Annotated in this window: 19 protein-coding genes, 1 tRNA gene and 2 pseudogenes; 10 read left to right on the top strand and 12 right to left on the bottom strand. The window is 70.5% G+C overall.

The features are described from left to right. Window position 1 precedes the first annotated feature (1 nt). Window positions 2-2,296 (top strand): methylmalonyl-CoA mutase, encoded by a 2,295-nt coding sequence (gene scpA / locus CT688_RS08025; RefSeq protein WP_107756470.1) that lies wholly within the window; start codon window positions 2-4, stop codon window positions 2,294-2,296. 134 nt (window positions 2,297-2,430) lie between these two features. Then, window positions 2,431-3,432 (top strand): methylmalonyl Co-A mutase-associated GTPase MeaB, encoded by a 1,002-nt coding sequence (meaB, locus tag CT688_RS08020; protein WP_194860728.1) that lies wholly within the window; start codon window positions 2,431-2,433, stop codon window positions 3,430-3,432. A 36-nt stretch (window positions 3,433-3,468) separates the two neighbouring features. Here the strand turns inward: meaB and CT688_RS08015 are convergent, their stop codons facing one another. The 9 genes and pseudogenes from CT688_RS08015 to CT688_RS07975 form a co-directional block, all read right to left on the bottom strand. Continuing rightward, a complete protein-coding gene (locus tag CT688_RS08015; RefSeq protein ID WP_107758085.1) occupies window positions 3,469-4,680 on the bottom strand; it encodes an RNA polymerase sigma factor in 1,212 nt (403 codons plus the stop codon). Window positions 4,681-4,763: 83 nt separating this feature from the next. Next, on the bottom strand, window positions 4,764-5,129 hold the full coding sequence (locus CT688_RS08010; protein ID WP_107758084.1) for a YciI family protein: 366 nt from the start codon (window positions 5,127-5,129) through the stop codon (window positions 4,764-4,766). 161 nt (window positions 5,130-5,290) lie between these two features. After that, entirely contained in the window at window positions 5,291-5,488 is a 198-nt protein-coding gene (locus CT688_RS08005) for a hypothetical protein (protein ID WP_107756468.1), read from the bottom strand. Between the two features lie 74 nt (window positions 5,489-5,562). Further along, entirely contained in the window at window positions 5,563-6,879 is a 1,317-nt protein-coding gene (locus CT688_RS08000; RefSeq protein ID WP_107756467.1) for an acyltransferase, read from the bottom strand. Window positions 6,880-7,052: 173 nt separating this feature from the next. Continuing rightward, window positions 7,053-8,084 carry a nucleoside hydrolase gene (locus CT688_RS07995; RefSeq protein ID WP_107756466.1) on the bottom strand — a complete coding sequence of 344 codons (1,032 nt, stop codon included), beginning with the start codon at window positions 8,082-8,084 and terminating at the stop codon, window positions 7,053-7,055. After that, on the bottom strand, window positions 8,081-8,593 hold the full coding sequence (locus CT688_RS07990; RefSeq protein ID WP_107756465.1) for a DUF664 domain-containing protein: 513 nt from the start codon (window positions 8,591-8,593) through the stop codon (window positions 8,081-8,083). Before CT688_RS07990 ends, CT688_RS07995 begins: the two co-directional genes overlap by 4 nt. A 42-nt stretch (window positions 8,594-8,635) precedes the next feature. Then, window positions 8,636-10,083 (bottom strand): annotated as a pseudogene (locus tag CT688_RS07985) (SDR family NAD(P)-dependent oxidoreductase). Between the two features lie 33 nt (window positions 10,084-10,116). Further along, window positions 10,117-10,821 carry a hypothetical protein gene (locus CT688_RS07980; RefSeq protein WP_107756464.1) on the bottom strand — a complete coding sequence of 235 codons (705 nt, stop codon included), beginning with the start codon at window positions 10,819-10,821 and terminating at the stop codon, window positions 10,117-10,119. 77 nt (window positions 10,822-10,898) lie between these two features. Next, window positions 10,899-10,984, bottom strand: a tRNA-Leu gene (locus CT688_RS07975). 187 nt (window positions 10,985-11,171) lie between these two features. Here CT688_RS07975 and CT688_RS07970 point away from each other — a divergent pair. Next, a complete protein-coding gene (locus tag CT688_RS07970; protein ID WP_107756463.1) occupies window positions 11,172-11,714 on the top strand; it encodes a YbhB/YbcL family Raf kinase inhibitor-like protein in 543 nt (180 codons plus the stop codon). Window positions 11,715-11,717: 3 nt separating this feature from the next. Here the strand turns inward: CT688_RS07970 and CT688_RS07965 are convergent, their stop codons facing one another. Both CT688_RS07965 and CT688_RS07960 read right to left on the bottom strand, forming a co-directional pair. After that, window positions 11,718-12,785, bottom strand: a complete 1,068-nt coding sequence (locus CT688_RS07965) for a quinone-dependent dihydroorotate dehydrogenase (protein WP_107756462.1) — start codon at window positions 12,783-12,785, stop codon at window positions 11,718-11,720. Between the two features lie 34 nt (window positions 12,786-12,819). Further along, window positions 12,820-13,851: a hypothetical protein gene (locus tag CT688_RS07960; RefSeq protein WP_107756461.1), complete on the bottom strand. Its 1,032-nt coding sequence runs from the start codon at window positions 13,849-13,851 to the stop codon at window positions 12,820-12,822. 174 nt (window positions 13,852-14,025) lie between these two features. Here CT688_RS07960 and CT688_RS07955 point away from each other — a divergent pair, with 174 nt between their 5' ends. From CT688_RS07955 to mshC, 5 genes are all read left to right on the top strand, one after another. Next, a complete protein-coding gene (locus CT688_RS07955; RefSeq protein ID WP_228549168.1) occupies window positions 14,026-14,871 on the top strand; it encodes an undecaprenyl-diphosphate phosphatase in 846 nt (281 codons plus the stop codon). A 40-nt stretch (window positions 14,872-14,911) separates the two neighbouring features. After that, window positions 14,912-15,619, top strand: a complete 708-nt coding sequence (locus tag CT688_RS07950) for a histidine phosphatase family protein (RefSeq protein ID WP_107756460.1) — start codon at window positions 14,912-14,914, stop codon at window positions 15,617-15,619. Between the two features lie 76 nt (window positions 15,620-15,695). After that, on the top strand, window positions 15,696-16,283 hold the full coding sequence (locus CT688_RS07945; RefSeq protein ID WP_107756459.1) for a DUF3090 domain-containing protein: 588 nt from the start codon (window positions 15,696-15,698) through the stop codon (window positions 16,281-16,283). Then, window positions 16,280-17,062, top strand: coding sequence for an SCO1664 family protein (locus CT688_RS07940; protein ID WP_107756458.1), 783 nt, complete (start codon window positions 16,280-16,282; stop codon window positions 17,060-17,062). Before CT688_RS07945 ends, CT688_RS07940 begins: the two co-directional genes overlap by 4 nt. 27 nt (window positions 17,063-17,089) lie before the next feature. Further along, window positions 17,090-18,340 (top strand): cysteine--1-D-myo-inosityl 2-amino-2-deoxy-alpha-D-glucopyranoside ligase, encoded by a 1,251-nt coding sequence (gene mshC, locus CT688_RS07935; protein WP_107756457.1) that lies wholly within the window; start codon window positions 17,090-17,092, stop codon window positions 18,338-18,340. 30 nt (window positions 18,341-18,370) lie between these two features. On the opposite strand, the gene CT688_RS07930 is transcribed toward mshC, so the two are convergent. Next, window positions 18,371-19,303, bottom strand: coding sequence for a PAC2 family protein (locus tag CT688_RS07930; RefSeq protein WP_107756456.1), 933 nt, complete (start codon window positions 19,301-19,303; stop codon window positions 18,371-18,373). Window positions 19,304-19,352: 49 nt separating this feature from the next. Here CT688_RS07930 and metH point away from each other — a divergent pair. Both metH and CT688_RS07920 read left to right on the top strand, forming a co-directional pair. Beyond that, window positions 19,353-22,912 (top strand): annotated as a pseudogene (gene metH, locus CT688_RS07925) (methionine synthase). 64 nt (window positions 22,913-22,976) lie between these two features. After that, window positions 22,977-24,926 (top strand): heavy metal translocating P-type ATPase, encoded by a 1,950-nt coding sequence (locus CT688_RS07920; protein ID WP_107756455.1) that lies wholly within the window; start codon window positions 22,977-22,979, stop codon window positions 24,924-24,926. Window positions 24,927-24,933: the final 7 nt, after the last annotated feature.

Genomic DNA, 24,933 nt, shown 5'->3' with positions numbered 1-24,933 from the left:
CATGACCACCTTCCCCGATTTCAGCATCGCCCCGCTGCGCGAGACCAGTGAGGGTGCTCCGCTACCGGACGGTGTGGAGACCGCCGTCGACCACCACGCCGTCGGGGGTGTCGACCGGGACGTCGACGCCGGACCGCGGTGGGAGACCCCCGAGGGTATCGACGTCAAGCGGGTGTTCACCAAGGCGGACCGTGACGCGGTCGAGGCGGGCGACGCCCCGACCGACGACGGCGAGGAGGTCACCCCCTTCCCCCTGGACACCGTCCCGGGAGCGGCCCCGTTCCTCCGCGGCCCGTACCCGTCCATGTACGTCAACCAGCCGTGGACGATCCGGCAGTACGCAGGCTTCTCGACCGCTGCCGAGTCCAACGCCTTCTACCGGCGCAACCTCGCGGCGGGCCAGAAGGGCCTGTCGGTGGCGTTCGACCTGGCCACCCACCGCGGGTACGACTCCGACCACCCCCGTGTCGCCGGCGACGTCGGGATGGCGGGCGTGGCGATCGACTCGATCCTCGACATGCGTGAGCTCTTCGACGGCATCGACCTGTCCGCCGTCTCCGTGTCGATGACCATGAACGGGGCCGTGCTACCGATCCTCGCGTTGTACGTGGTGGCGGCCGAGGAACAGGGGGTGACACCGGAACAACTCGCGGGGACCATCCAGAACGACATCCTCAAGGAGTTCATGGTCCGCAACACCTACATCTATCCGCCCACGCCCTCGATGCGGATCATCTCGGACATCTTCGCCTACACCTCCCGGAAGATGCCGAGGTTCAACTCCATCTCGATCTCCGGCTACCACATCCAGGAGGCCGGCGCGACGGCGGATCTGGAGCTGGCGTACACCCTCGCGGACGGCGTCGAGTACCTGCGTGCCGGGTTGGACGCCGGGCTGGAGATCGACAAGTTCGCACCCCGGTTGTCCTTCTTCTGGGCGATCGGGATGAACTTCTCCATGGAGATCGCCAAGCTCCGGGCCGGCCGTCTGCTGTGGAGCGAACTCGTGGAGAAGTTCGGGCCCAAGAACGAGAAGTCCAAGTCGCTGCGCACCCATTCCCAGACCTCCGGGTGGTCCCTCACCGCCCAGGACGTGTTCAACAACGTGGCCCGGACGTGTATCGAGGCCATGGCCTCGACGCAGGGCCACACGCAGTCGTTGCACACCAACGCGCTGGACGAGGCGCTGGCCCTGCCCACCGACTTCTCGGCGCGCATCGCGCGCAACACCCAGCTCCTGCTCCAGCAGGAGTCGGCCACGACCCGCCCGATCGACCCCTGGGCAGGGTCGTACTACATCGAGTGGCTCACCGCCCAGCTCGCCGACAAGGCCCGCCTGCACCTGATCGAGATCGAGGAGGCGGGGGGGATGGCGCAGGCCATCGGCGAGGGGATCCCGAAGCTGCGCATCGAGGAGGCCGCGGCCCGCACCCAGGCGCGGATCGACTCCGGGCGCCAACCGGTCATCGGGGTCAACAAGTACGTCGTCACCGAGGACCAGGAGATCGAGGTCCTCAAGGTCGAGAACTCGCGCGTGCGCGCGGAGCAACTCGCGAAGCTGGACAGACTCCGTGCGGAACGCGACGAATCGGCGTGTCAGGCGGCTCTCGCCAGACTCACCGAGGCGGCGGCCGGGGGTGCCGGGAGCGGGCTGGAGAACAATCTCATGGCGCTCGCCATCGACGCCGCCCGCGCCCACGCGACCATCGGCGAGATCTCGGACGCGCTCGAAAAGGTCTACGGTCGACACAAAGCCGAGATCAAGACGCTGTCCGGCGTCTACCGGCAGGAGGTGTCGAAGGAGGGCGCCGTGGACAACGTCACCAGGGCGATGAAGATGGCCGAGGAGTTCTCCGAACTGGAGGGTCGCAGGCCCCGCATCCTCCTGGCCAAGATGGGTCAGGACGGCCACGACCGCGGCCAGAAAGTCGTGGGGACCGCGTTCGCGGACCTGGGTTTCGACGTCGACATGGGCCCGCTGTTCCAGACCCCGGACGAAGTCGCCCGACAGGCCGCGGACGCCGATGTGCACGTGGTCGGCGTGTCGTCGCTGGCCGCCGGTCACCTCACCCTGGTCCCGGCGCTGCGGGAGGCGCTCGCCGAGGTGGGACGCGAGGACATCATGGTCACCGTCGGAGGCGTCATCCCTCCCGGAGATTTCCAGGAGCTCTACGACGCCGGTGCGACCGCGATCTATCCGCCCGGGACCGTGATCTCCGACGCGGCCATCGAGTTGCTCGAGGCACTCGCCCGTGAGCTCGGGCACGAGCTGACCTCCTCCGGGGCCGAGTCCTGAACCGCCTCGGCTCCGGTCCCGATCCCGCGGGCTCGGGCAACACCACGGGCAGTCTGTCGACGACTCTCGGAACCGGTGCGGTCCGCGGCCCGGTCCCTTCCGCGACGGGCGCGAGGCCGCGTCGGGAGATCGACGTGGGGGCCCTCCTCGAGGGAGTGCTCCACGACGACCGCCCCGTGCTCGCGCGCGCCATCACGCTGCTGGAGTCCACGAACCCCGCGCACCGCGAAAAGGCGCAGGAGCTGCTGCTCGGAGCGCTGCCGCATGCCGGGGGAGCCCTGCGCATCGGGATCACCGGGGTACCGGGCGTGGGCAAGTCGACGTTCATCGAGTCGTTCGGGCTGTACCTGGTGGAGAAGGGGCACAAGGTCGCGGTGCTCGCCGTCGACCCGTCCTCTACGCGCACCGGCGGTTCGATCCTCGGCGACAAGACCCGGATGGCGACGCTCGCCACGGAACCCCGCGCCTACATCCGGCCCTCACCGACCTCCGGGACGCTCGGGGGCGTGGCCAAGGCCACCCGGGAGACCATGGTCCTCCTCGAGGCCGCGGGTTTCGACGTGATCCTCGTCGAGACCGTCGGGGTGGGCCAGTCCGAGGTCGCCGTCGCCGGGATGGTCGACTGCTTCACGTTCCTCACCCTCGCCCGCACCGGCGACCAGCTCCAGGGCATCAAGAAGGGCGTGTTGGAGTTGGCCGACGTGGTCGCCGTGAACAAGGCCGACGGCCCCCACGTCAAGGACGCCAGGCGCGCCGCGCGAGAACTCGGCGCGGCGCTGCGACTAGTGCGACCGGCGGACTCGGTGTGGAAGGTTCCGGTCCTGACCATGTCGGGGCTCGAGGGCGAGGGTCTCGACGAATTCTGGGAGGCCGTGCGATCCCACCAGGACACGATGGGGGAGATCGGCGAGGTCGAGGCCCGTCGCGCGCGCCAACAGGTCGAGTGGACCCGGTCGATGGTGCACGACACGCTCATGGCGCGGCTCGCGGCCGACCCGGACGTGAGACGGGTCACGGCCGATGTCGAGCGACGCGTGAGCGAAGGGACGCTGACGGCGGCTCTCGCGGCCCAGGCCATCATCGACGCCTTCGACTCGAAACGCCCGGAGCGCTCGGAGCGCTCGGGTCAGTCGTAGCAGGTGGACCAGTCGGCGGACTCGGCGCCCCGCCGGCTACGCCTCCCACCACCGACGGATCAGATAGGAACGCTCGGCCTCGTTCCTCGAGAGTTCGAAGGCGCGTGCCCAGGCCAGGCGCGCGTCCTCGCTCCGACCGAGGAGTTCCAGCGTCACCGCCCGGGCCTCGTGGAACGGGTGGTGCTCCCGCAGTGTCGGATCCGAGGCCAGGGCGTCGAGTGCCACCATTCCCGCGTGGGGCCCGTCCCGATGCCCGAGCGCGACCGCTCGGGCCACCCGCACGACCGGACCGGGGGAGAGATTCAGCAGGATGTCGTAGAGCACCACGATCTGGGCCCAGTCGGTCGAGTCGACGTCCTGGGCCTCGGCGTGGAGTGCGGCGATCGCCGCCTGGACGCTGTACCTCCCTGGCCCTCCCGCGGCAGCGGTCCGGGCCAGTGCGAGCCCCTCGTCGACGAGGAGACGGTCCCATCTGCAGCGGTCCTGCTGGCTCAGGGGAATCGGCATGCCGTCCGGGCCCGACCGCGCCGGCGCCCGCGCCTCGGTGAGCAGCATCAGGGCGAGAAGCCCCGCCACCTCGCTCTGCCCCGGCATCAGTCTGTGGACGATGCGCCCGAGGCGGATGGCTTCGGAGGTGAGCTCGGTGCGCAGGTGTCGCGCGCCCTCCGTCGCCGCGTAGCCCTCCGTGTAGACCACGTAGATCACGGCGAGGACCGCCGGTAGCCGCCGTGGGAGGTCGGCGGCCTCCGGCACGCGGACCGGGATCCGGGTCACCCGCATGCGCTTCTTCGCGCGTACCAGGCGCTGTTGCATCGTGGGGACCGGGACGAGGAAGGCCTGGGCAATCTCGACTGTGGTCAGTCCGGCCAGGTACCGGAGGGTCAGCGCGATCTGCTCCTGGATTCCCAGGGTCGGATGGCAGCAGGCGAAGAACAACTCGAGCCGCTCGTCCGGGATGTCGTCCGGATCCGCGGGCGACACGCTCGGCGGCGGCGGGGGCCGCCTCTCCTGCTCTACCCGCAACCTCGCCAGCCGCTCCGTCAAGGCCTTCTCCCGCCGGAGTCGATCGATCGCCTTGCGGGTCGCGGTGGTCATCAGCCAGGCCAGCGGGGTGTGAGGGACACCGGTTCTCGGCCACGTCTCCAGGGCTGCGGTGAGAGCGTCCTGCGCGGCGTCCTCGGCCAGTTCGAGGTCCCCGAACCGCGACACCAGCGCAGCCAGCAGCCGGGAGCTCTCCTCACGCCTCATCGCGGCCAGGGCATCGGACGCCGCGGGCCCCGGGGAGGTCACGGGTGGGCCCCCGCTCCCACCCCGGACACACGGACATGCATCTAGAACTCCGCGATGGCGCGGACCTCGACCCGCCCACCGTGGACCCCGGGACACCGGGCCGCCCACGTCAGTGCCTCGTCGATGTCGGGGACATCGATGATGATGGTCCCGCCGACGAACTCCCTGCTCTCGGCGAACGGCCCCGACGTCACGACGGGCTCGGTCGCGCCCGGTGGGATGGACACGACGACCCCCGTGTCCGGATCCTCCAGGGCGAACCCGCCGGCGAGCACCCCGGCCTTCTCGAGCTCCGCATCGAAGGCCATGAACTCCTCGACGCCGGGACCCTCGTCCGCGCCGGTGACCGCGTCCTCGCCACAGCGGGCGGCATCGAGGTCTGCGAAGAGCAGTAGTACGTATTTCATGTCGATCTCCTGACCGATCGTGGTGGGCGTCGGCCGCGAGAGCGGCGACACCATGATGACGAACGGCCCCCCGGGAGATCGACAGGTCCGCGAAAAGAATCTCCGCGCTCTCCGGATTCCGCTCCCGGGGCATCCGCGCGGGAGATGTCGCGCGCGCGGGCTCAGTACCGTTCGTCCGGCACCCGGCGGCCCCGGGAGCGAATCACGAACAGGAGACCGATCACGAAGAGCACCACACCGGCCACCATGAGTATCACCGCGAGGGTGTTCGAGTCGATTCCCGGGATGGTGACCTCAACCGCGTACATGAGTATCGCGCCGATCACCACGAGGACCACTCCGCCGCCGATGTAACCCATAGCTGTTCTCCTTCGTCGTGACCGCGCGCCTGTCCGCGGTGTTGCGCTCACCCTACGAGAACTCGGCGTCGAGTTCAGGCGTGCGGAGAGAGGAACTTTCGCGCCGGTTCCTCGATGAACCGGTAGCTGGCCGCGCCCACGGCGATCGACCCGGCCACGGTCACGGGCCAGATCACGCCCATCCGCCGGGTCCACAGCGAGGTGCGGGTGAGCGGGAACGCGTAGTGCAGCACGATCAGGTGCCAGAGGAAGATTCCGTACGACCAGCGGCCGATCGCCTGTAGGGGTGCCGATTCCAGGACGCGGAAGCGCGAGCCCGCCGGGGCCAGGACGACCGGTCCCAGGAAGAAGAACGCCATCGCCGCGGTGAGCCCGTTGCGCGCGGCGTACTCGCGGCCGCTCGGGTGGTGGAAGCCCTCGGAGAACCAGCGGGGGGACGTCGTGGCGAACAGCGCCCCTGCGCCAGCCGCCCACCACCCCCACCTCGCGTACGGTGCCCGGCTCAATCGGGCGAGCAGTCCCGGGCGGGCGGTGGCCAGCTCGGCCAGTAGCATCCCGGAGGCGAACCAGGCGGAGAACGCCGGCGGCAGGATCTGGTCGTTGACGCCCCTGGGCAGGAGCCGGAGGCGTTGCCAGGGGATCAGCGGAAACAGCAGACCGGAGAGCCCGAAGGCGCCGACGGCGGGCAGCCGCCATCGGGCCCGGTCGCCGCGCAGGTTCTTCATCCCGGTCCACAGCGCCGGGAGAGCCAGGTAGTAGGCCATCTCGACCGCGAGGGACCAGGCGTGCGTGAGCCCGGAGACGAGGAACTTCCGCTGGTAGATCTGCGTCAGGGTGAGGTTGCGCAGCCAGACCACGGGGCCGTTGACCCGGTTCTGGGGCAGGAGCACCATCGCGACGGCGACGAGCACCGCGTAGGCGGGCATGATCCGCACGAGGCGGGCCCGCAGGTAGGGGATCACCGCGCGGGCCGTTCCCGGCCGGTCGCGGCGGGCGTGGTCGGAGTGTGCGCGCCACAGGAGGAAGCCGGTCTTGGCGAAGAACACCGCCACCAGCATGTCCAACCGACCGTAGAGGCGGCGTACCGGCGTCCCGTAAGACATCCGGGTCACGAACGCGACGTGGGTGGTGATGATGCCGATCGCCGCGAGGCCGCGGAGACCCTCGAGTGCGGGGAGGTGACCGTGTGCACCGGCGAGCCGCGGCTGCTGCTCCCTGGTGGCCTCGGCGGCGGCGATCTCGGGACCGGTGGCCTCGACGGCGGCGGTGTCGGGAGCGTCGACCGGGGTCGGAGCTGCTGCCGTCGGCCGGGCGGGCTGAGCGAGGCGTCGCGCGGCGAACCCGGCCGCGACGGCTCCACCAGCGAAGGCGACGGCGGCGACAGGCCTCATGGACTCTCCCGGGGTGAACTGACAGTGAGACGACGATCCGTTGTCCCGCGACGGTGGGTGCCGACGCCAGGGCATCCGGACGAGATTAGCACCGGTTCCACCCGGCGATCCCGGGGTGGTCAACCGCGTGCGGGTGGTGGCCCTGATGCAGGAGCGGACCGGTGGAGGTCATCTCAGTGTAGGTCCGCGATCGAGGCGGCGACCTCCTCGACCACCGCCCCCGCACCGCCCGGAACGGAGAGGTCGACCACGAGCTCGGCGTTCGCCGGCCGCCCGCGGTGTCCACGGCGGTCCTCGACCGTCATCCCCCGGGTGTGCTCGCCCGCGCACTCGACACGCAGATGGACGGGCTCGGTCAGGGCCGCCCCGGGGCGGAGTGCCAGCCAGGCCACCAGGGGATCGTGCACCTGCGCCAGGTAGCCTTCGCCCACGGACTCGTGGAACTCGAAGTAGAAGCGCAGCGCGTCGACCAGATGCCTGGCCAGCGGGGTCCCGGACGCCGCCAGGAGCCGCTCGGAGTGCTCGGGGGTCCACACCGCGCGCTCGGTCAGATCGAGTCCGCACCACCTCACGGGCGGCACCGACGGGTCCACGGACCGGGCCGCCTCCCACGCCAGGCACACCCGGTCGGCGGCCTCGGGGTCCACGTCGACGTTCCACTCGCTCACCGGCGTGGTGTTGCCCGGGTGTCCGCGGAAGGACCCGCCCATCACGACCAGCCGCCGCAGCAGCCGCGGGAGCGCGGGCTCCAGTTCCAGCGCGTGAGCGATCGTGGACGAGGGACCGGTCACGATCCCCACCAGTTCACCCGGGGCAGCGCGAGCCGCGTCCACCCAGAGTCGGGCTCCGCTCCGCGGATCCGGAACCCTCGTCGACGGCGGCAGCCCCGCGTGCCCCGCACCACGGGGGCCGTGCGTCTCCGGCGTGAACGCGTGGGGCACGACCGTCGCGCCGGCGGCCCCGGCCGACACGGGGACGGGGGGAGCGCCCGCCAGGTCCAGCCAGGCCAGAGCGTTGCGGACCGTGTCCTCGATGCCGACGTTGCCGGCCGTGCACACGAGCCCTGCCAGGTCGATCGACCCGGCTCGGTGCTCGGCCACCAGGTAGGCGATCGCCAGGGCGTCGTCGATCCCCGGGTCGCAGTCGAGCAGGACCGGGATCCGGCCGGTCCGACCGGGGTCCATCCCGCCGGGGGAGGAGGTCACCGGGGGCCGGCGGACAGCAGGACGTCGCGGGTGACCTCAAGGTGACCGAGGTGGGTGGCGACGTCGTGGAGGATGTGCGCCAGCACCCACTCCACGGTCAGGGTGCCGGCGGCCCGGGCCCGTTCCACCGGGAACGCCGTCCCGGCGGGATGTGCGAGGTCGCCCCGCAGCAGCGCCGCCGTGGTCCAGTCCGGGACCCGGTCGGCCAGTGCGGACAGCCTGTCGAGTTCGGGCTCGACCGGCCCGTCGTACGTGAACTCCGACTCCCGGTGTCGGCGGACCTCTTCACCGCCGAGGCACGCCGCCCCCCAGGAGGTGAGGACCCCGCAGAGATGACGGACCGTCGCGGCAGCGGAGTTGGTCGGGTGCGCCGCCCCCACCGCCGTGGGTCGCGAATGGACCAGGGTGTCCGGGCCGTCCCCGCCGAGTTCGGTCACCACCTCGCGCAGCGCGGGCAGGAGCTCGGTGGTCAGGATGAGGTGCACTGCCGCCGAGGTGGGTGAGTCCATGCCGACGATCCTATTGTCCCGGCCGCCGGGTGTCCGGATCGCTCACCACGGGCTGGGTCGGAAGTCCTTGAGGAAGCACCCGTAGAGGTCCTCGCCGGCCTCACCGCGCACGATCGGATCGACCACGCGCGCCGCCCCGTCCACCAGGTCGAGAGGAGCGTGGAAGCCCTCCTCGTGGAGCCGGACCTTGGTCGTGTGCGGCCGCTCGTCGGTGATCCACCCGGTGTCCACGGCGGTCATGAGGATGCCGTGCTCGGTGAACATCTCCTCGGCGGAGGTGCGGGTGAGCATGTTCAGGCCCGCCTTGGCCATGTTGGTGTGCGGGTGCCCCGCGCCCTTGTAGCGCCGGGAGAACTGCCCCTCCATGGCGGAGACGTTGACGACGTATTTGCGCCGGGCGCCCGACGCCGCCAGCGCGGGCCGCAGGCGGGAGACCAGGATGAACGGCGCGACAGAGTTGCACAGCTGCACCTCGAGCATCTCCATGGGCTCCACCTGCTCGACAGTGGCCACCCAGCTGTTGTGGTCGACCACGTCCGGCAGCAGCCCGCCGGCGTCGATGGCGGTGCCGGCGGCCACGCGGTCCAGGGACGCCGACCCGGCCAGGAGTGCCTGCTCGGCCATGTGTCCGGCCTCGCGTTCGGCCTCGTCGGAGCCGATGAGCGCAGACTCGCCGCCCATCAGCGCGGCCGGGTGCAGCTCGGAGGTGCGGCCCATGGTGATCATGGGGATGTCTGCGGCCCGTCCGGTGAGGGGTGCGGACTCGCCGTCCACGAGTCCGGAGTACGACCCGGGGGACCGGCGCACCGTCTGGGCGGCGTTGTTGATGAGGATGTCCAGCGGCCCGGCGGCGGCGACCTCGTCGGCCAGTGCCACGACCTGGGCGGGATCGCGCAGGTCCACACCGATCACGTGGACCCTGTCGGCCCAGTCCGCGTGGTCGGGCATCGAGGCGAACCGGCGGACCGCGTCGCGGGGGAACCGGGTCGTGATGGTCACGTGAGCCCCCGCCCGCAGCAGCATGAGGGCGATGTACATGCCGATCTTGGCGCGCCCCCCGGTGAGCAGGGCCCGCCGCCCGGTCAGGTCCATGTCCGGGTCCCGCTTCGCGCGGTTGGCCGCCGCGCACTCCGGGCACAGCTGGTGGTAGAAGGCGTCGACCTGCGTGTAGAGCTGCTTGCAGACGTAACAGGCCACCGCGCGCTGCAGGTGCCCGGCCACGGCTCCCGGAGTGTTCGAGACCAGGCGGATCCCGGCCGTCTCGTCGTCGATCCGGGTGGGCGAGCCGGTCGCGGTGGCCTCGATGACCGCCTTGTCCGCCTCCTGCCGGGCGCGGCGGACCTCGTTGCGGCGAGACTTCTTGAGCAACTTGAACATGTGGCCGACCGAGCGCTGCACCCGGATGGAATCGGGGTGGTCCTCCCGAGCGCCGCCGCCTGGTCGAGGACGCGCTGGAGGGTCTCGAGGTCGTCCGGATCGATGCCTGTCACCAGGACACGGTACGACGACGAGGCCGCCGGTCCCTAAACCGCTCGCGCCCGCAGGGTGGGCGCACGGCCTGCCCTGACCCCGGCGAGCACCTCCTCCACGGCCGGCGGCTCCCGGTGACCCCCCGCGTCAGCGGGAGGCGGGGTGAACCCGTGGCGAAGGGCGTAGGCATCGGACACCAGCTGCGCGTGGGCCTCCACCGGGAACATCCACGGGGCGCGGTTCACTCCGGCCCGGTCGCGGGTGGCGCAGTCGTGTGGACCCCGGTCGAGGGCCGCGCGCCAGTCGTAGGCCCGGCGCCCCTTCAGCGCCTGTTCGGCGAGCGCGATGACCACGTATCGGGGACCGATGACCCGGCCCTGCCAGACGTGGACCAGTTCGTGGACCAACGTGGGGGTGGCCCTGGGGTGATCGTCGACCCCAGCCCGCGGTCTCACCACCCCGGCGTCGACGCCCAGATAGATCAGGCCCGGCAGGGCGAACGCCCGCGGGTGGGCCACCCCGGGCACGTGTCCCCGCCGGATCATCACCGCAGCGGGGTCGATGGTGTGGCCGAAGAAGGCGCAGAGGTCGCCGCGGACCTCGGGGGGTAGGTCGAGGGGAGGGGGAGCCAGGCCCAGTGAGTCGAGGCGCCGATCCGCGGCGCGAGCGGCGGTGCCGGTCAGCCACCCGAGCGCGTCCGCCACCCGTCCGGCGACAGTTCTCGCGACGTCGGGCCGGCGTCGGCGGGGTGCGGCCATCGGGGGACCTCCCGGGGAGACAAGTGGGCCCCGGGTCCTCACGGATCCGGGGCCACTTCTACTGTCTCGACACAGTGTGCGCGAGGGGGGACTTGAACCCCCACGTCCGTTAATAGGACACTAGCACCTCAAGCTAGCGCGTCTGCCATTCCGCCACTCGCGCTCGCACACTGGTGACCTGCACCGGATCTTCCCCGGCTTGGTCGTGCGAGGAATGACACTAGCCGATGCGCGAACCGTGGGACAAATCGGACCCCGCTCCCACCCGACGCCGTCCGGTCATCGCTGGTAGACAAGGACGAGACCGGCCGGGGACACCTCCCCGCACCGTCCGACCCAGGAGGATGACGATGACCGACTTCCGCGTGCCGAACCCCTACGACGCACTTCCGGACCTCCCCGCCCTCGAGGTGACGAGCGAATCCTTCGTCGAGGGCTCCACCCTCTCGTCCGGGCAGCTCGGCGGGAAGATGGGAGTCGAAGGCGGCGAGGACAAGTCGCCTCAGGTGAGCTGGAGTGCCGGACCGGAGGGGACCCGGACCTACGTGGTGACCGTGTTCGACCCCGACGCGCCGACCGCCTCGGGGTTCTGGCACTGGTCGGTGGCCAACATCCCCGCCGACGTGACCTCGCTACCGGAGGGGGCGTGCACCGGCGACGACACCTCGGGCCTCCCAGAGGGGTCCGTCGTGGTCCGCAACGACGCCGGGTTCAAGGGATTCGTGGGAGCGGCCCCACCGGAGGGGCACGGTCCGCACCGATACATCCTCGCCGTTCACGCCGTCGGCGACGAGATCGAACTCGGAGAGGACGCCTCCTGCGCCTTCGTGGGGTTCAACCTCTTCGGGCAGGGCCTGGCCCGCGGGACCGTCACGGCGCTCTTCGAGCAGTAGGGGTCAGCTGACCGCCGAACCGACGGCCTCCGCCAGGGAGGCGAACCCGCCCTGCCGGAGCCGTCGGGCGACGAGCTTGTTGGTCCCACGGATGAGATCGGGTCCGGTGAACACGAAACCGGTGTACGTCTGGACCAGATGAGCACCGTGGGTGATGCGGTCCCACACGTCCTCCGGGGTCTCGACGCCGCCCACCGAGATGAGGACGATCCGATCGCCGGCCCGCTCGTGGATCCGGGCGAGCACCTGGCGGGACCGGGCCGCGACGGGCGCCCCCGAGATCCCTCCCGCACCCATCGCCTCCACGACGGCAGCCGGTGTCCTGAGCCCGTCCCGGGAGATGGTGGTGTTGGTGGCGACGATGCCCGCGAGGCCCAGCTCCATGACGAGGTCCGTGACCGCGTCGATGTCGTCGTCGTCCAGGTCGGGCGCGATCTTGACCAACACGGGGATCGTCGCCACGTCACGGACCGAGGTGAGGATGGGGCGGAGTGAGTCGACCGCCTGGAGATCCCTGAGGCCGGGGGTGTTGGGGGAGCTGACGTTGACCACCATGTAGTCGGCCAGCCCGGTGAGCACGCTGGCGGACGCCACGTAGTCGCGGACCGCGTCCTCCGGGGGCACCACCTTGGTCTTACCGATGTTGATCCCCACGGGGTCGCTGCTCCGGCGCCTGCGCAGATTGTTGGCCGCGTTGCCCGCGCCGTGATTGTTGAAGCCCATCCGGTTGAGGATCGCCCGGTCCTCCGGCAGCCGGAACAGACGGGGCGCCGGATTCCCGGGCTGGGGTGACGCGGTGACCGTGCCGACCTCGCTGAACCCGAACCCGATCGCACCCCACGAGTCGACGGCCGCGGCGTTCTTGTCGAAACCGGCGGCGAGGCCGAGCGGCCCGGGGAACCGGCGCCCCAGGACATCCTGGGCCAGGATCGGATCCCGGACACCGAGGACCCGGCGCACGAGCGAACCCAGCGGTGGTACCAGGGTCAACAGCTTGAGAAAGCCGAAGACCAGGTGGTGGATCCGTTCCGCGGGAAAGCGGAACAGCACACTCTTCATCAGCGAGTACACGGTCCTCCTCGATGGGGCGTGGGTGGTGCGTCGATCAGCTCGACGGCTCCGGGAGCTCTGGCCGCATCAGGTGCAGTCCCGCACCGTCGGCGGATCCGACGACCACCGTCCCGGAAGCGGTGACCACCAGGGAATCGGGTTGGCGCACCGTCGCGATCTCGGCCCGCCGTACCCCCGTGCCGTCGCCGAGATCGTACGCCTGGACGGTGTTGGTCCCGGTGGAGGTGACCCAGACGACGTCCCGGGTGGGGTCCCCGGCGACCGCCCAGGGCGCGGCCGCGACCGGGAACTGCTGATGGAGCCGGATCGGCGAGGTCGAGTAGACCAGCAGTGTGTCCCCCACGGTGTCGCTGGCGACGATGGTGACATCCCCGTACTCACCGAGCATCCCGGCTCCTCTGCCGGCGCGCAGGAGCGGCCCGGCCCCGGATTCGTCCAGATCGATGCTGGCGATGACGGTGTCCGGTCGGCTGAACGCCGTGACCGAACCGTCCCGGGCCACGCTGATCCGATCGACCGACGTCAGACCACCGACGCGATGCCGCTCGGCCCCGTCGGGGTCGCGGACCACCACCTCGCCGCCGGGGGCGCCCGTGAGGAGCCGACCGTCGGTGGTCACGGCCGCCGCGGTGACGGGTCCGAGCCCCGAGATCTCGCGCGAGTCACCGTCCGGTGAGACGACGACGACGCCGTCACCGAAGGGAACCAGGACCGTCCCGTCGAGCGCGGCCGTGGCGGTGCCCGCGTCCGCGGGCAGCTCGACGGTCGTCTCGGGGATCCACCGGATGCCGTCCACCCGGGCGATCTCCAGGGCCGGTGGGCCGTCGACCTGTGCCAGCACCCGGTCGCCCACGGCGACAAGTGAGGACACGGATCCCGGCGCCGGGACGACCTCGCCACCCTCGGGGTCGGCGGCCGACGGCGCGGGGACCGGGCTGGCGTTCCCCTGCTCGATCCCGGTGTAGTCCTCCAGTTGGCCGGTGGTCGACGCGCAACCGGCGAGCCCGACGACGAGGGAGATGACGGCGGCGGTGACCGCGGTGCGGCGGTGGGCACGAAGGGGCACGGTGTTCCTTTCGACGTGCCCACAGTGTCCCTCACGCGGGTCCTCAGTCTCCGTCCAGGTCCGGGCGACTACCCTCACGGCGGTGCGGGGACCACCCGCTCCCGTGCCCACGGTCCCCGACAGAAAGCAGCGCCCGTGAACCCGACGGTCCTGGCCGCCCCCGCCGCGGACGGCATGTCCTGGCTCCAGGTGGTCGTGCTCTCCGTGATCCAGGGGATCACGGAGTTCCTGCCGGTCTCGTCCTCCGGGCACCTTCGGATCTTCTCCACCTGGATGTTCGGGTCGGACGCGGGCGCCTCGTTCACGGCGGTCGTCCAGCTCGGCACGGAGGCGGCCGTTCTGGTGTTCTTCTTCAAGGACATCGTGCGGATCGTCGTCGCCTGGTTCCGGGGCGTGTTCGACGCCGGACACCGCGACGACCCGGACTACCGCCTCGGGTGGTACGTCATCATCGGGTCGATCCCCATCGCGGTGATCGGGTTCCTCGGCAAGGACCTCATCCGGGACGCGGCCCGGAATCTGTGGATCACGGCGATCGTCCTCATCGCGTTCTCGTTCGTGTTCCTGATCGCGGAGAAGGTCGGAAGGCAGGACCGCCCGGTCGACGGCCAGTCGCTCGAGGGTCTGAGGTTCAAGGACGCCGTGGTCATGGGCCTGGCCCAGTGCCTGGCCCTCATCCCCGGCGTCAGCCGGTCGGGCGGCACCATCTCCGCGGGCCTGTTCCTCAACATGTCCCGCGAAGCCGCCGCACGGTTCTCCTTCCTGCTGGCCATCCCGGCGGTGTTGGCCTCGGGACTGTTCAGCCTCCCCGACGCCTTCGAGCCGTCCGTGGGGCAGTCCGCCACCGGGATCCAGCTGGTCGTGGGATCGGTGATCGCGTTCGTGCTGGGATACATCGCCATCGCCTGGCTCCTACGCTTCGTCCAGAAGCACTCCCTGGCCTGGTTCGCCGGCTACCGCATCATCCTCGGTCTGGTCGTGATCGTCCTGCTGTCCACCGGCACGATCCCCGCGACCTGACCGCACCACGGATACGGCGCGGCCTCGGTAACCTGCCGTCATGACCGTCATCCTCCTGCGCCACGGCCGCTCCACCGCCAACACCGCCCTCACACTGGCCGGCCGTACCTCCGGGGTCGCGCTCGACGAGACGGGCCGCACGCAGGCGCAGGACCTCTGTCGACGCCTGGCGGGGCTGCCCGTCGAAGCGGTCGTCCGGTCGCCGCTCATGCGCTGCCGGGAGACGGTCGAGCCGTTGGCCGCCGCGTTCGGGGTGGAGCCGGTCGTGGACGAGGGCCTGGTCGAGGTCGACTACGGGTCGTGGACCGGACGGGCCCTGAGCGAGCTCGCGTCGGAACACATGTGGTCGGTGGTGCAGCAGCATCCTTCCTCGGCCGTCTTCCCGGAGGGCGAATCCCTCGCGGAGATGGCCACCCGCGCGGTCTCGGCCGTCCGGGCACATGACCGACGCCTGGCGGAGGACGCGGGCCGCGACGTCCTCTGGGTGGCGTGCAGCCACGGGGACGTGATCAAGTCGGTGATCGCCGACGCGTACGGAATGCACCTCGACCACTTCCAGCGCATAGTGGTCGAACCGGGATCGGTGTCGGTGGTGCGCTACACACCTCACCGGCCGTTCGTCCTCCGGGTCAACGACACCGGCGGGGACCTGGCGAGTCTCCGGGGGGAACCCGCCGGACACGTGGGCCGGGCCACCGCGGGCGACGCCAGCTCGGACGCGGTGCCGGGCGGGAACGTACCCTTGTGAACCGCACCTCCGCCCAGGACCGCCCGGCACCACCCGGCAGTACACTTCACAGCACAGCACCGAGGAGACGACCGGCATGAGCAGGGAAGTCCACGAGTTCCGCGACCCGGCGAGGTTCGTGGTGGGCACGATCGGCCAGCCCGGCGAGCGCGTGTTCTTCGTGCAGGCCACGGGTGGAGGCCGGACCGTCTCCGTCCGGTGCGAGAAGCAGCAGGCCCAGATCCTCTCCGAGCGGATGGGCGACCTCCTCGACGAGATCGCCGCGAAGTCCGATGTCCCCGTCCCCCCGGCCGCGGGCGTCGTGGACGATCTCGCGCCACTGGAGATGCCCGTCGACGCGGAGTTCCAGGTGGGGACGATGGGCCTGGGCTGGGACGGGGAGAAGAGCCAGATCGTCGTGGAGTTGCTCGCGGCGGACCCCGCCGCCACCGACGAGTCGGTCGTCCTCTCGGATGCCGAGGACGCCCCCGACGCGCTCCGCGTGTTCCTGACCCCGCAACGGGCACGGCAGTTCGTCCTGCGCAGCGAGAAGGTGGTCTCCGCCGGCCGTGCCCCGTGCCCGCTGTGCGGGGAGCCGATCGACACGACGGGACACCTGTGCATCCGCCTCAACGGGTACCTCCCTCGTTCCGGTGAGGCGCTCGCCGACCTCGTCGATCCGTGACCGCCCGCCCGCCGGGCCCCGAACTCACCGTTCTGCACCGGATCCCCTCGGGCAGCAACGCGGTGTACCGCTGCGTGGACACACTGGGTGAACACTGGGTCTACAAGCCCTCGGCGGGAGAGCGCCCCCTCACGGATTTCCCCGACGGCAGCCTGGCGGCCCGGGAGATCGCGGCGTACACGGTGTCCGTCGCGCTGGGGTGGGACCTGGTGCCGGAGACGGTGGGGGCGCACGGCCCGGGCGGCCCGGGGATGGCGCAACGGTGGGTCGACGAGATCGACCGGACCGAGACTCCCGGCCACGACCCGGTCGACGTGCATTCCGTCGACGCCCTGCCTCCCGGCCGCGTGGCGGTGCTGCGTGGCCAGGGTTCGGGAGGACAGGAGGTGGTGGTGGCGCACGCTCTCGACGACCGACTCCGCCGCATCGCGCTGTTCGATCTCGTCGTCAACAACGCCGACCGCAAAGGCGGTCACGTCCTGGTCGACACCTCCGGTCAGATCTGGGCGATCGACCACGGCCTGTCCTTCCACACCGAGGACAAACTGCGCACCGTCCTGTGGGGGTGGGCGGGCCAGCCCCTGCCACCGGAGGATCTCGAGGCCCTCGAGACGGTGCGCGACGGCCTGGCCGGGGACGGCCCCCTGGCGGGCGCTCTGAGAGACCTGCTCGCACCCGGCGAGGTCCGCGCGCTGGAGGAGCGGGTCGCCGCGCTGGTGGAGGGGGAGGTGTTCCCCGCGCCGGGGCCGGGGTACCCGTTACCCTGGCCGCTCTTCTGATATCCCGCGGTATCTAGACTCGGCCGCATGCACTCGTGGCCCCCGCCCGTCGTCCCCGCCGTACCCGGCGACGGCGCCCCGCTGAAACTGTTCGACACCGCGAGTGGCGGGATCCGCGAGGTGTCCGCCGGGCCCGTCGCGGGGATGTACGTCTGTGGCATCACCCCCTACGACACCACCCACCTCGGTCACGCCGCGACGTACCTGACCTTCGACCTGGTGTACCGGCTCCTCCTGGACGCCGGGCACGAGGTGCACTATGTCCAGAACACCACGGACGTCGACGACCCGCTGTTCGAGCGCGCCGAGCGCGACGGCGTGGACTGGAGGGAACTCGGCGATCGCGAGACCGACCTCTTCCGCGCCGACATGCAGGCACTCCGTGTGCTCCCCCCACGCGACTACGTGGCCGCCACGGAGACCGTGGGCGAGGTCGTGGAGATGGTCGCCGAACTCGTCGACGGCGGCCACGCCTACACGATCGACCCGGGGGTCGACGGCTACCCCGACGTCTACTACCGCCACCGGTCCACCCCGGCGTTCGGGTACGAGTCGGGGTATGACGCGGCGCAGATGGCCGACGCCTTCGCCGAGCGCGGCGGGGACCCCGACCGTCCCGGGAAGGAGCACCCGCTGGACGCGCTGCTGTGGCGGGTGGCACGGCCCGGGGAGCCGTCCTGGCCCTCACCCTGGGGAGCGGGCAGGCCGGGCTGGCACATCGAGTGTTCTGCCATCGCACGCAACAGGCTGGGAATGGAGTTCGACATCCAGGGCGGGGGAAGCGATCTCGCGTTCCCACACCACGAGTTCTCCGCAGCCCACGCGGAGGCCGCGACCGGCCGCTCACCGTTCGCGCGCTTCTACGTGCACGCGGCGATGATCGGCCTCGACGGGGTCAAGATGAGCAAGTCGCTGGGCAATCTCGTGCGGGTCAGGACTCTGCGCGACCAGGGGGTGGACCCGGCGGTGATCCGGCTCGCACTGGCCGCCGGGCACTACCGGACGGACCGGTCATGGTCGGAGGAGCTGCTCGCGGAGGCCCGCTCCCGGTGCGAGAGGTGGTTCCGTGCGATCGCTCGGGAAGCGGGCGCCGACTCGGCCGCGACCATCGCCACGGTGCGCGACCGGCTCGCCGACGACCTCGACACCCCTGGCGCCCTGGCCGCGGTCGACGACTGGGCGGAGGCGACCCTGGCCGGCGACGAGTCGGACCCGTCCGCCGGATCCTCCGTCGCGATCGCCCTCGACGCCCTGCTCGGCCTCGCCCCCGCCACCTGACGGCCGTCCCGGGGCCGCTCCAGCCGAACATCACACCTGGCCGGTGTCGGGCTCGTCCCGGTCTCCTCTCAGGAAGCGCTCGAACTCGGCGGCGATCGAGTCGCCGTCGACCAGCGGCATCGTCTCACCGTCGGCGACCCGCCCACGGTCGGGCTCGGGATCCACCCCCGCGCCGACCCCGTTCTCCTCGTCCATCCGGTCCTCGAGGGACTGGATGTAGTCGCGCAGGTCCTCGTCCTCGCCGGCCGCGGCGTCGACCTTCGCCACCCACGTGCGGGACTGCACCCGCAACGCATCCATCGGGACGGCCACCCCGAGAGTGCCCGCAAGCCAGGACAGGACGGCCTCGGTGCCGCGCGGGTTGGGTGGGGCGGCCACGTAGTGCGGGACACCCGCCCACAGGCTCACCGTCGGGACACCGGCCTCGGTGAGGAGCTGCTGGAGGACACCGGTCATCCCGGTGGGTCCCTCGTAGTCGGACGCCCGCACTCCCATGTCGGCGATCCGTTGGCGGTTGAACGCCGTCCCGGTGAGGGGAACCGGGCGGGTGTGGGGGACATCGGCCAGGTAGGCACCCAGCAACACCACCTCGGTGACCGCCAGCGTGTCGACGAGGTCCACGAACTCGGAGGCGAACCGGCGCCACTTCAGGCCGGGTTCGGGACCGCGGACCAGCAGGACGTCGTGGTCGACCCCGTCCGGTCGGCACACGGACACCAGGATCTGCGGCCACTCGACCGACCTCGACACCCCCTGTGAGTGCCGGACCGTCGGTCTCTGGTCGAGGTAGTCGAAGAACTCGTCGCCACCGATCTCAGCGATCTGCCGCGCCTCCCACGTCAGGGCGAGGTGCTCGACCGTGCCGGTGGCCACGTCGGCGGCGTCGTTCCAGCCCTCGAAGGCCACGATCATGACGGGGCTCTCGAGATCGAGAGGCCCGTCGGGGGTCCATTCGACAGTCATCCGTACAGCCTACGGACGGCGACTTCCGGGGCACCCATACACTGGGGCCATGTCTGCCGATTTCGATTCGCCCCTGTTGGACGCCGCCCGTCGGCGAGTGCTGATCAGCGACGGGGCGATGGGCACGATGCTGCAGGCCGTCGACCTCGACGTCGATGCGGACTTCCTCGGCCTGGAGGGGTGCAACGAGATCCTCAACGCCACCCGACCCGACGTCGTGGCGGACATCCACCGCGCGTTCTTCGAGGCCGGCGCGGATCTGGTCGAGACCAACACCTTCGGGTGCAACCTGTCCAACCTCGGGGACTACGACATCGTCGACCGCATCGGCGAGTTGGCCGAGAAGGGTGCGGCGATCGCCCGGAGCGTCGCCGACGAGATGGGTCCGTCCGAGGACGGGACCCCGCGGATGGTGCTGGGTTCCCTCGGGCCAGGGACCAAGTTGCCCTCGCTCGGGCAGAGCACGTTCGAGGAGATGCGGGAGGCCTACACCCGCGCGGCGGAGGGGCTGGCGCGGGGCGGGGCGGACGCGTTCCTGGTGGAGACCAGCCAGGACCTGCTCCAGGTCAAGGCAGCCGTGCTCGGGTGCCAGGACGGGATGGCGGCCGCGGGGCGCCGGTTGCCGATCATCACACACGTGACCATCGAGACCACGGGGACCATGCTCCTGGGCTCCGACATCGGAGCAGCTCTGACCGCTCTCGAACCGCTCGGGATCGACATGATCGGCCTCAACTGCGCCACCGGACCGGCCGAGATGATCGAGCACCTGCGCTATCTCACCCAGCACGCCGGTGTCCCCGTCTCGGTGATGCCCAACGCCGGCCTCCCCGAACTGGGTGAACACGGCGCCGTCTACCCACTCGGCGCCGAGGCGTTCGGCCCCCAGGTGGCCGACTTCGTCTCCGAGTTCGGGCTGTCGATGGTCGGTGGCTGCTGCGGCACCACCCCCGAGCACATCACGCGGCTGAGGGACGAGGTGAGGTCGCGGTCGAAGGCCGAACGGCGGGTCGAACCCGTCAACGCCGTCGCCTCCCTCTACACCTCGACCCCCCTGCGGGCCGACGCCGGCATCCTCATGATCGGCGAGCGCACCAACGCCAACGGGTCGAAGCGGTTCCGGGAGGCGATGCTCGCCGCCGACTGGGACACCTGCATGGACATCGCCAAGGAGCAGATGCGTGACGGGGCGCAGATGATCGACCTCTGCGTGGACTACGTGGGCAGGGACGGGTCGGGGGACATGGCCGAGCTGGCCGGACGTCTGGCGACCTCGTCCACTCTGCCGATCATGCTCGACTCGACCGAGCCCGAGGTCATCCGGACCGGCCTGGAGCACCTGGGGGGACGGTGCACGGTCAACTCGGTCAACTACGAGGACGGGGCCGGCCCGGAGTCGCGCTTCCAGAAGATCATGGAACTGGTCTCGCGCCACGGCGCCGCGGTGGTCGGGCTGGCCATCGACGAGGAGGGCCAGGCACGCACCGCCGACCGCAAGGTCGCGATCGCGGAGCGGATCATCACCGATCTCACCGAGAACTGGGGGATCGCCGAGGACGACATCATCATCGACTGCCTCACCTTCCCCATCTCCACCGGTCAGGAGGAGGTCAGGCGGGACGGGATCGAGACCATCGAGGCGATCCGCAGACTCACCGAATCGCACCCCAGGATCCATACCACCCTGGGCCTGTCCAACATCTCGTTCGGCCTCAACCCCGCCGCGCGACAGGTCCTCAACTCCGTGTTCCTGCACGAGTGCATCCAGGTCGGTCTGGACAGTGCGATCGCGCACAGCTCCAAGATCCTGCCCATGAGCAAGATCGACGAGCGTCAACGTGAGGTCGCGCTGGACCTCGTCTACGACCGCCGCAAGGAGGGGTACGACCCCCTCCAGGTCTTCATGGAGCTGTTCGACGGTGTGTCGACGGCCAGCACCAAGGACGCCAGGGCGGCCGAACTCGCCGCGATGCCGCTCATGGATCGGCTGTCCGCGCGGATCATCGACGGGGAACGCAAGGGCCTCGAGGCCGACCTCGACGCGGCGATGGAGGAGATCCCCCGCTCGAGATCATCAACACCCACCTGCTCAGCGGCATGAAGACGGTAGGCGAGCTGTTCGGCTCCGGCCAGATGCAACTGCCGTTCGTCCTGCAGTCGGCCGAGACCATGAAGACCGCGGTCGCGCATCTGGAACCCCACATGGAGGCCAGCGACGAGGACGGCAAGGGTCGTATCGTCCTGGCGACGGTCAAGGGCGATGTCCACGACATCGGCAAGAACCTGGTGGACATCATCCTGTCCAACAACGGGTACGACGTGGTGAACATCGGAATCAAGCAGCCGATCGCCGACATCATCTCGGCGGCCCGGGAGCACAAGGCCGACGTGATCGGCATGTCCGGACTCCTGGTGAAGTCGACCGTGGTGATGAAGGACAACCTCGCGGAACTCAACTCGGAGGGCATCGCCGGCGACTACCCCGTTCTCCTGGGTGGTGCGGCCCTCACGCGTGCCTACGTCGAGGTGGACCTCGCCGGGATGTACGAGGGTGAGGTGTTCTACGCCCGGGACGCCTTCGAGGGACTGCGCCTCATGGACGAGGTCATGACGGCCAAGCGGACCGGCGTCCCCATGGCGGAGTCCTCGGACGCGTCGGCCAAGGCCGCGGAACGGCGCGAGCGGAGGGCCCGAAGCGAGCGGATCGCCGCCAAGAGGGCCGCCGAGGCCGAGCCCGTCGTGGTCCCGGAGCGTTCGGACGTCGCGGCGGACCAGCCCATCGCCACCCCGCCCTTCTGGGGGACGCGCATCGCCAAGGGGATCCCGGTGGCCGACTATGTCGGGCACCTCGACGAGCGCGCCCTGTTCTTCGGGCAGTGGGGACTCCGCGGCACCCGCAGCGGGGACGGCCCCGACTATGACGAGTTGGTCGCCACCGAGGGACGACCACGCATGCGGTCATGGATCGACCGGCTCACCACCGAGCGGATCCTGGCCCACTCCGCCGTGGTGTACGGGTACTTCCCGGCCTACTCGGAGGGCCAGGACATCTGTGTCCTGGCCGAGCCGCGCCCGGACGCCGAGGTGTTGCACCGGATCTCCTTCCCCCGCCAACAGCGGGGCCGGTTCCTGAGCATCCCGGACTTCCTCGCCTCCAGGGAGCGCTGTGAGGCCGAGGGGACCGTCGACGTGCTGCCCTTCCAGCTCGTCACCATGGGGACGCCGATCGCGGACTTCGCCAATGAGCTGTTCGCTGCGGATAACTACCGCGACTACCTCGAGGTCCACGGTTTGTCGGTCCAGCTCACCGAGGCGCTGGCCGAGTTCTGGCACCGGCGGGTGCGCGACGAACTCCGCCTGCCCGAGGGCGCCGTCTCCGACGAGGACCCCGACACCATCCACGACTACTTCGACCTCAAGTACCGGGGAGCCCGCTACAGCTTCGGCTATGGCGCCTGCCCCGACCTGGAGTCGCGCCGGGTCGTGGTGGACCTGCTCGAGCCGGAGCGCATCGGTGTCGAACTCTCGGAGGAGTTGCAGCTCCACCCCGAACAGTCGACGGACGCGTTCGTGCTCTACCACCCGGAGGCGAAGTACTTCAACGTGTGACCCGGGCGCCCAGGGTAGCCTCTCCTGGCTGGTGGGGGCTTCCCTGCCGGGTGATGATGAGTGGATGGACTGGGGGCGGGGCGGGGCGCTGCGGACGTTCGTTGGCTCTCGACAGGGCGTCCTCGCCCTGACCACCGTCCTGGCGATCGTGATCCATCTTCTCTCGCGTGCGCTCACCGACCCCGACGTCTCCGACATCACGGAGTGGGTGATCCGCGCGCCGCTGGTCGCCGTGGTGGTGGTCGGCGGGATCCCCCTCATCATCGGGGTCGTCCGCTCGGCGGTGAAGAGTGCCGGGGGAGCGGACATGCTCGCCGCGGTGTCGATCGTCACCGCGGTCCTGCTCTCCGAGTGGCTGGTGGCCGCGATCATCGTCCTCATGCTGTCCGGGGGAGAGGCGCTCGAGGCCGCGGCGTCCCGCAGGGCATCGGCGACTCTCGACGCCCTCGCCCGACGGAGCCCGACGATCGCGCACCGCCTCCGCGGGGACACGGCGACCGAGGGCATCGACGACCTCCCTGCCGATGACGTGCTGGTCGGTGACCTTCTGCTCGTCCTGCCCCACGAACTGTGCCCCGTCGACGGCGAGGTGGCGGAGGGCAGAGGCGCGATGGACGAGTCGTACCTCACCGGCGAGCCGTACGTCGTCCCCAAGACACCAGGGGCGCAGGTGCTCTCCGGCGCTATCAACGGCGAATCACCACTGACCGTCCGCGCCCACCGGGTGGCGGCGGATTCCCGTTATGCGCAGATCGTCGGCGTGCTGCGGGAGGCGGAGGAGAACCGGCCCCCGATGCGTCGTCTCGCCGATCGCCTCGGCGCCTGGTACACGCTGATCGCGCTGGCGCTGGGCATCCTCGGCTGGGCGTTCTCCGGAGATCCGACCCGTTTCCTCGCGGTGGTCGTGGTTGCGACCCCGTGCCCGCTCCTCATCGGCGTCCCCGTCGCGATCATCGGTTCCATCTCGCTGGCCGCCAAGCGGGGCATCATCATCCGGAATCCGGCGATGCTCGAGAACGTCGGACGCGTCGAGACGATGATGTTCGACAAGACCGGCACGCTGACCTATGGGCGTCCGGTCCTCACGGAGATCGTCGCGAGGCCCGGGATGGATCCCGACGAGGTGCTCGCCGCGGCGGCGGCGATCGAGGCGTACTCCCGCCACCCGCTCGCCAGAGCCGTCATCGACGCGGCAGCCGAACGGAACCTCGGGACCCAGGCCACCACCTCCGTCGCGGAGAGGCCCGGCGCCGGACTGGTCGGCGAGGTGGGTGGACGCGTGGTCCGCCTGACCAACCGTCGCGGGCTCGCCGAGGTCGATCCGGGCGCGTCCAGCCTGCTCCCGGGATCCGAGACGGGGATGGAGGCGGTCGTCCTCGTCGACGACCGGTACGCCGCGGTCCTCCGATTCCGTGACGAACCACGGGCAACCGCGGCTGACTTCATCGCGCATCTCCCGCGCGCACACGGAGTCACACGGATGATGATCATCTCCGGTGACCGTGAGGCCGAGGTCCGCCGGTTGGCGGACCGGGTGGGTATCACCGAGGTCTACGGCGGGGTCACTCCCGAGGGGAAACTCGCGATCGTCCGCGAGCGCACGTCGGCGGGTCCCACCCTGTACCTCGGCGACGGGATCAACGACGCGCCCGCTATGACGGCCGCCTCGGCCGGGGTCGCCTTCGGTTCCACGTCCGACGTGACCGCCGAGGCCGCCGACGCCGTGGTGCTGGACTCCTCTCTGGAGCGACTCGACGACCTCCTCCATATAGGGGCGCGTATGCGTCGGATCGCTCTGCAGTCGGCGTTGGGTGGGATGGCCGCCTCCGTGATCGGGATGCTTCTCGCGGTCTTCGGCCTCCTCAGCCCTCTCGCCGGGGCGATCGCACAGGAGGTCATCGACGTCCTCGCGATCCTCAACTCGGCACGCGTCGTGATCGCACCGCACAAGCTCAGCGACTTCGACGTACGGCCGACCGAACCACTGGAGGCACGGACCGCCCGGCGACGGTGACGCGACT

Source organism: Dietzia sp. JS16-p6b (assembly GCF_003052165.1).
Lineage (GTDB): Bacteria > Actinomycetota > Actinomycetes > Mycobacteriales > Mycobacteriaceae > Dietzia.
This window is presented reverse-complemented; position numbering and strand designations above follow the sequence as displayed.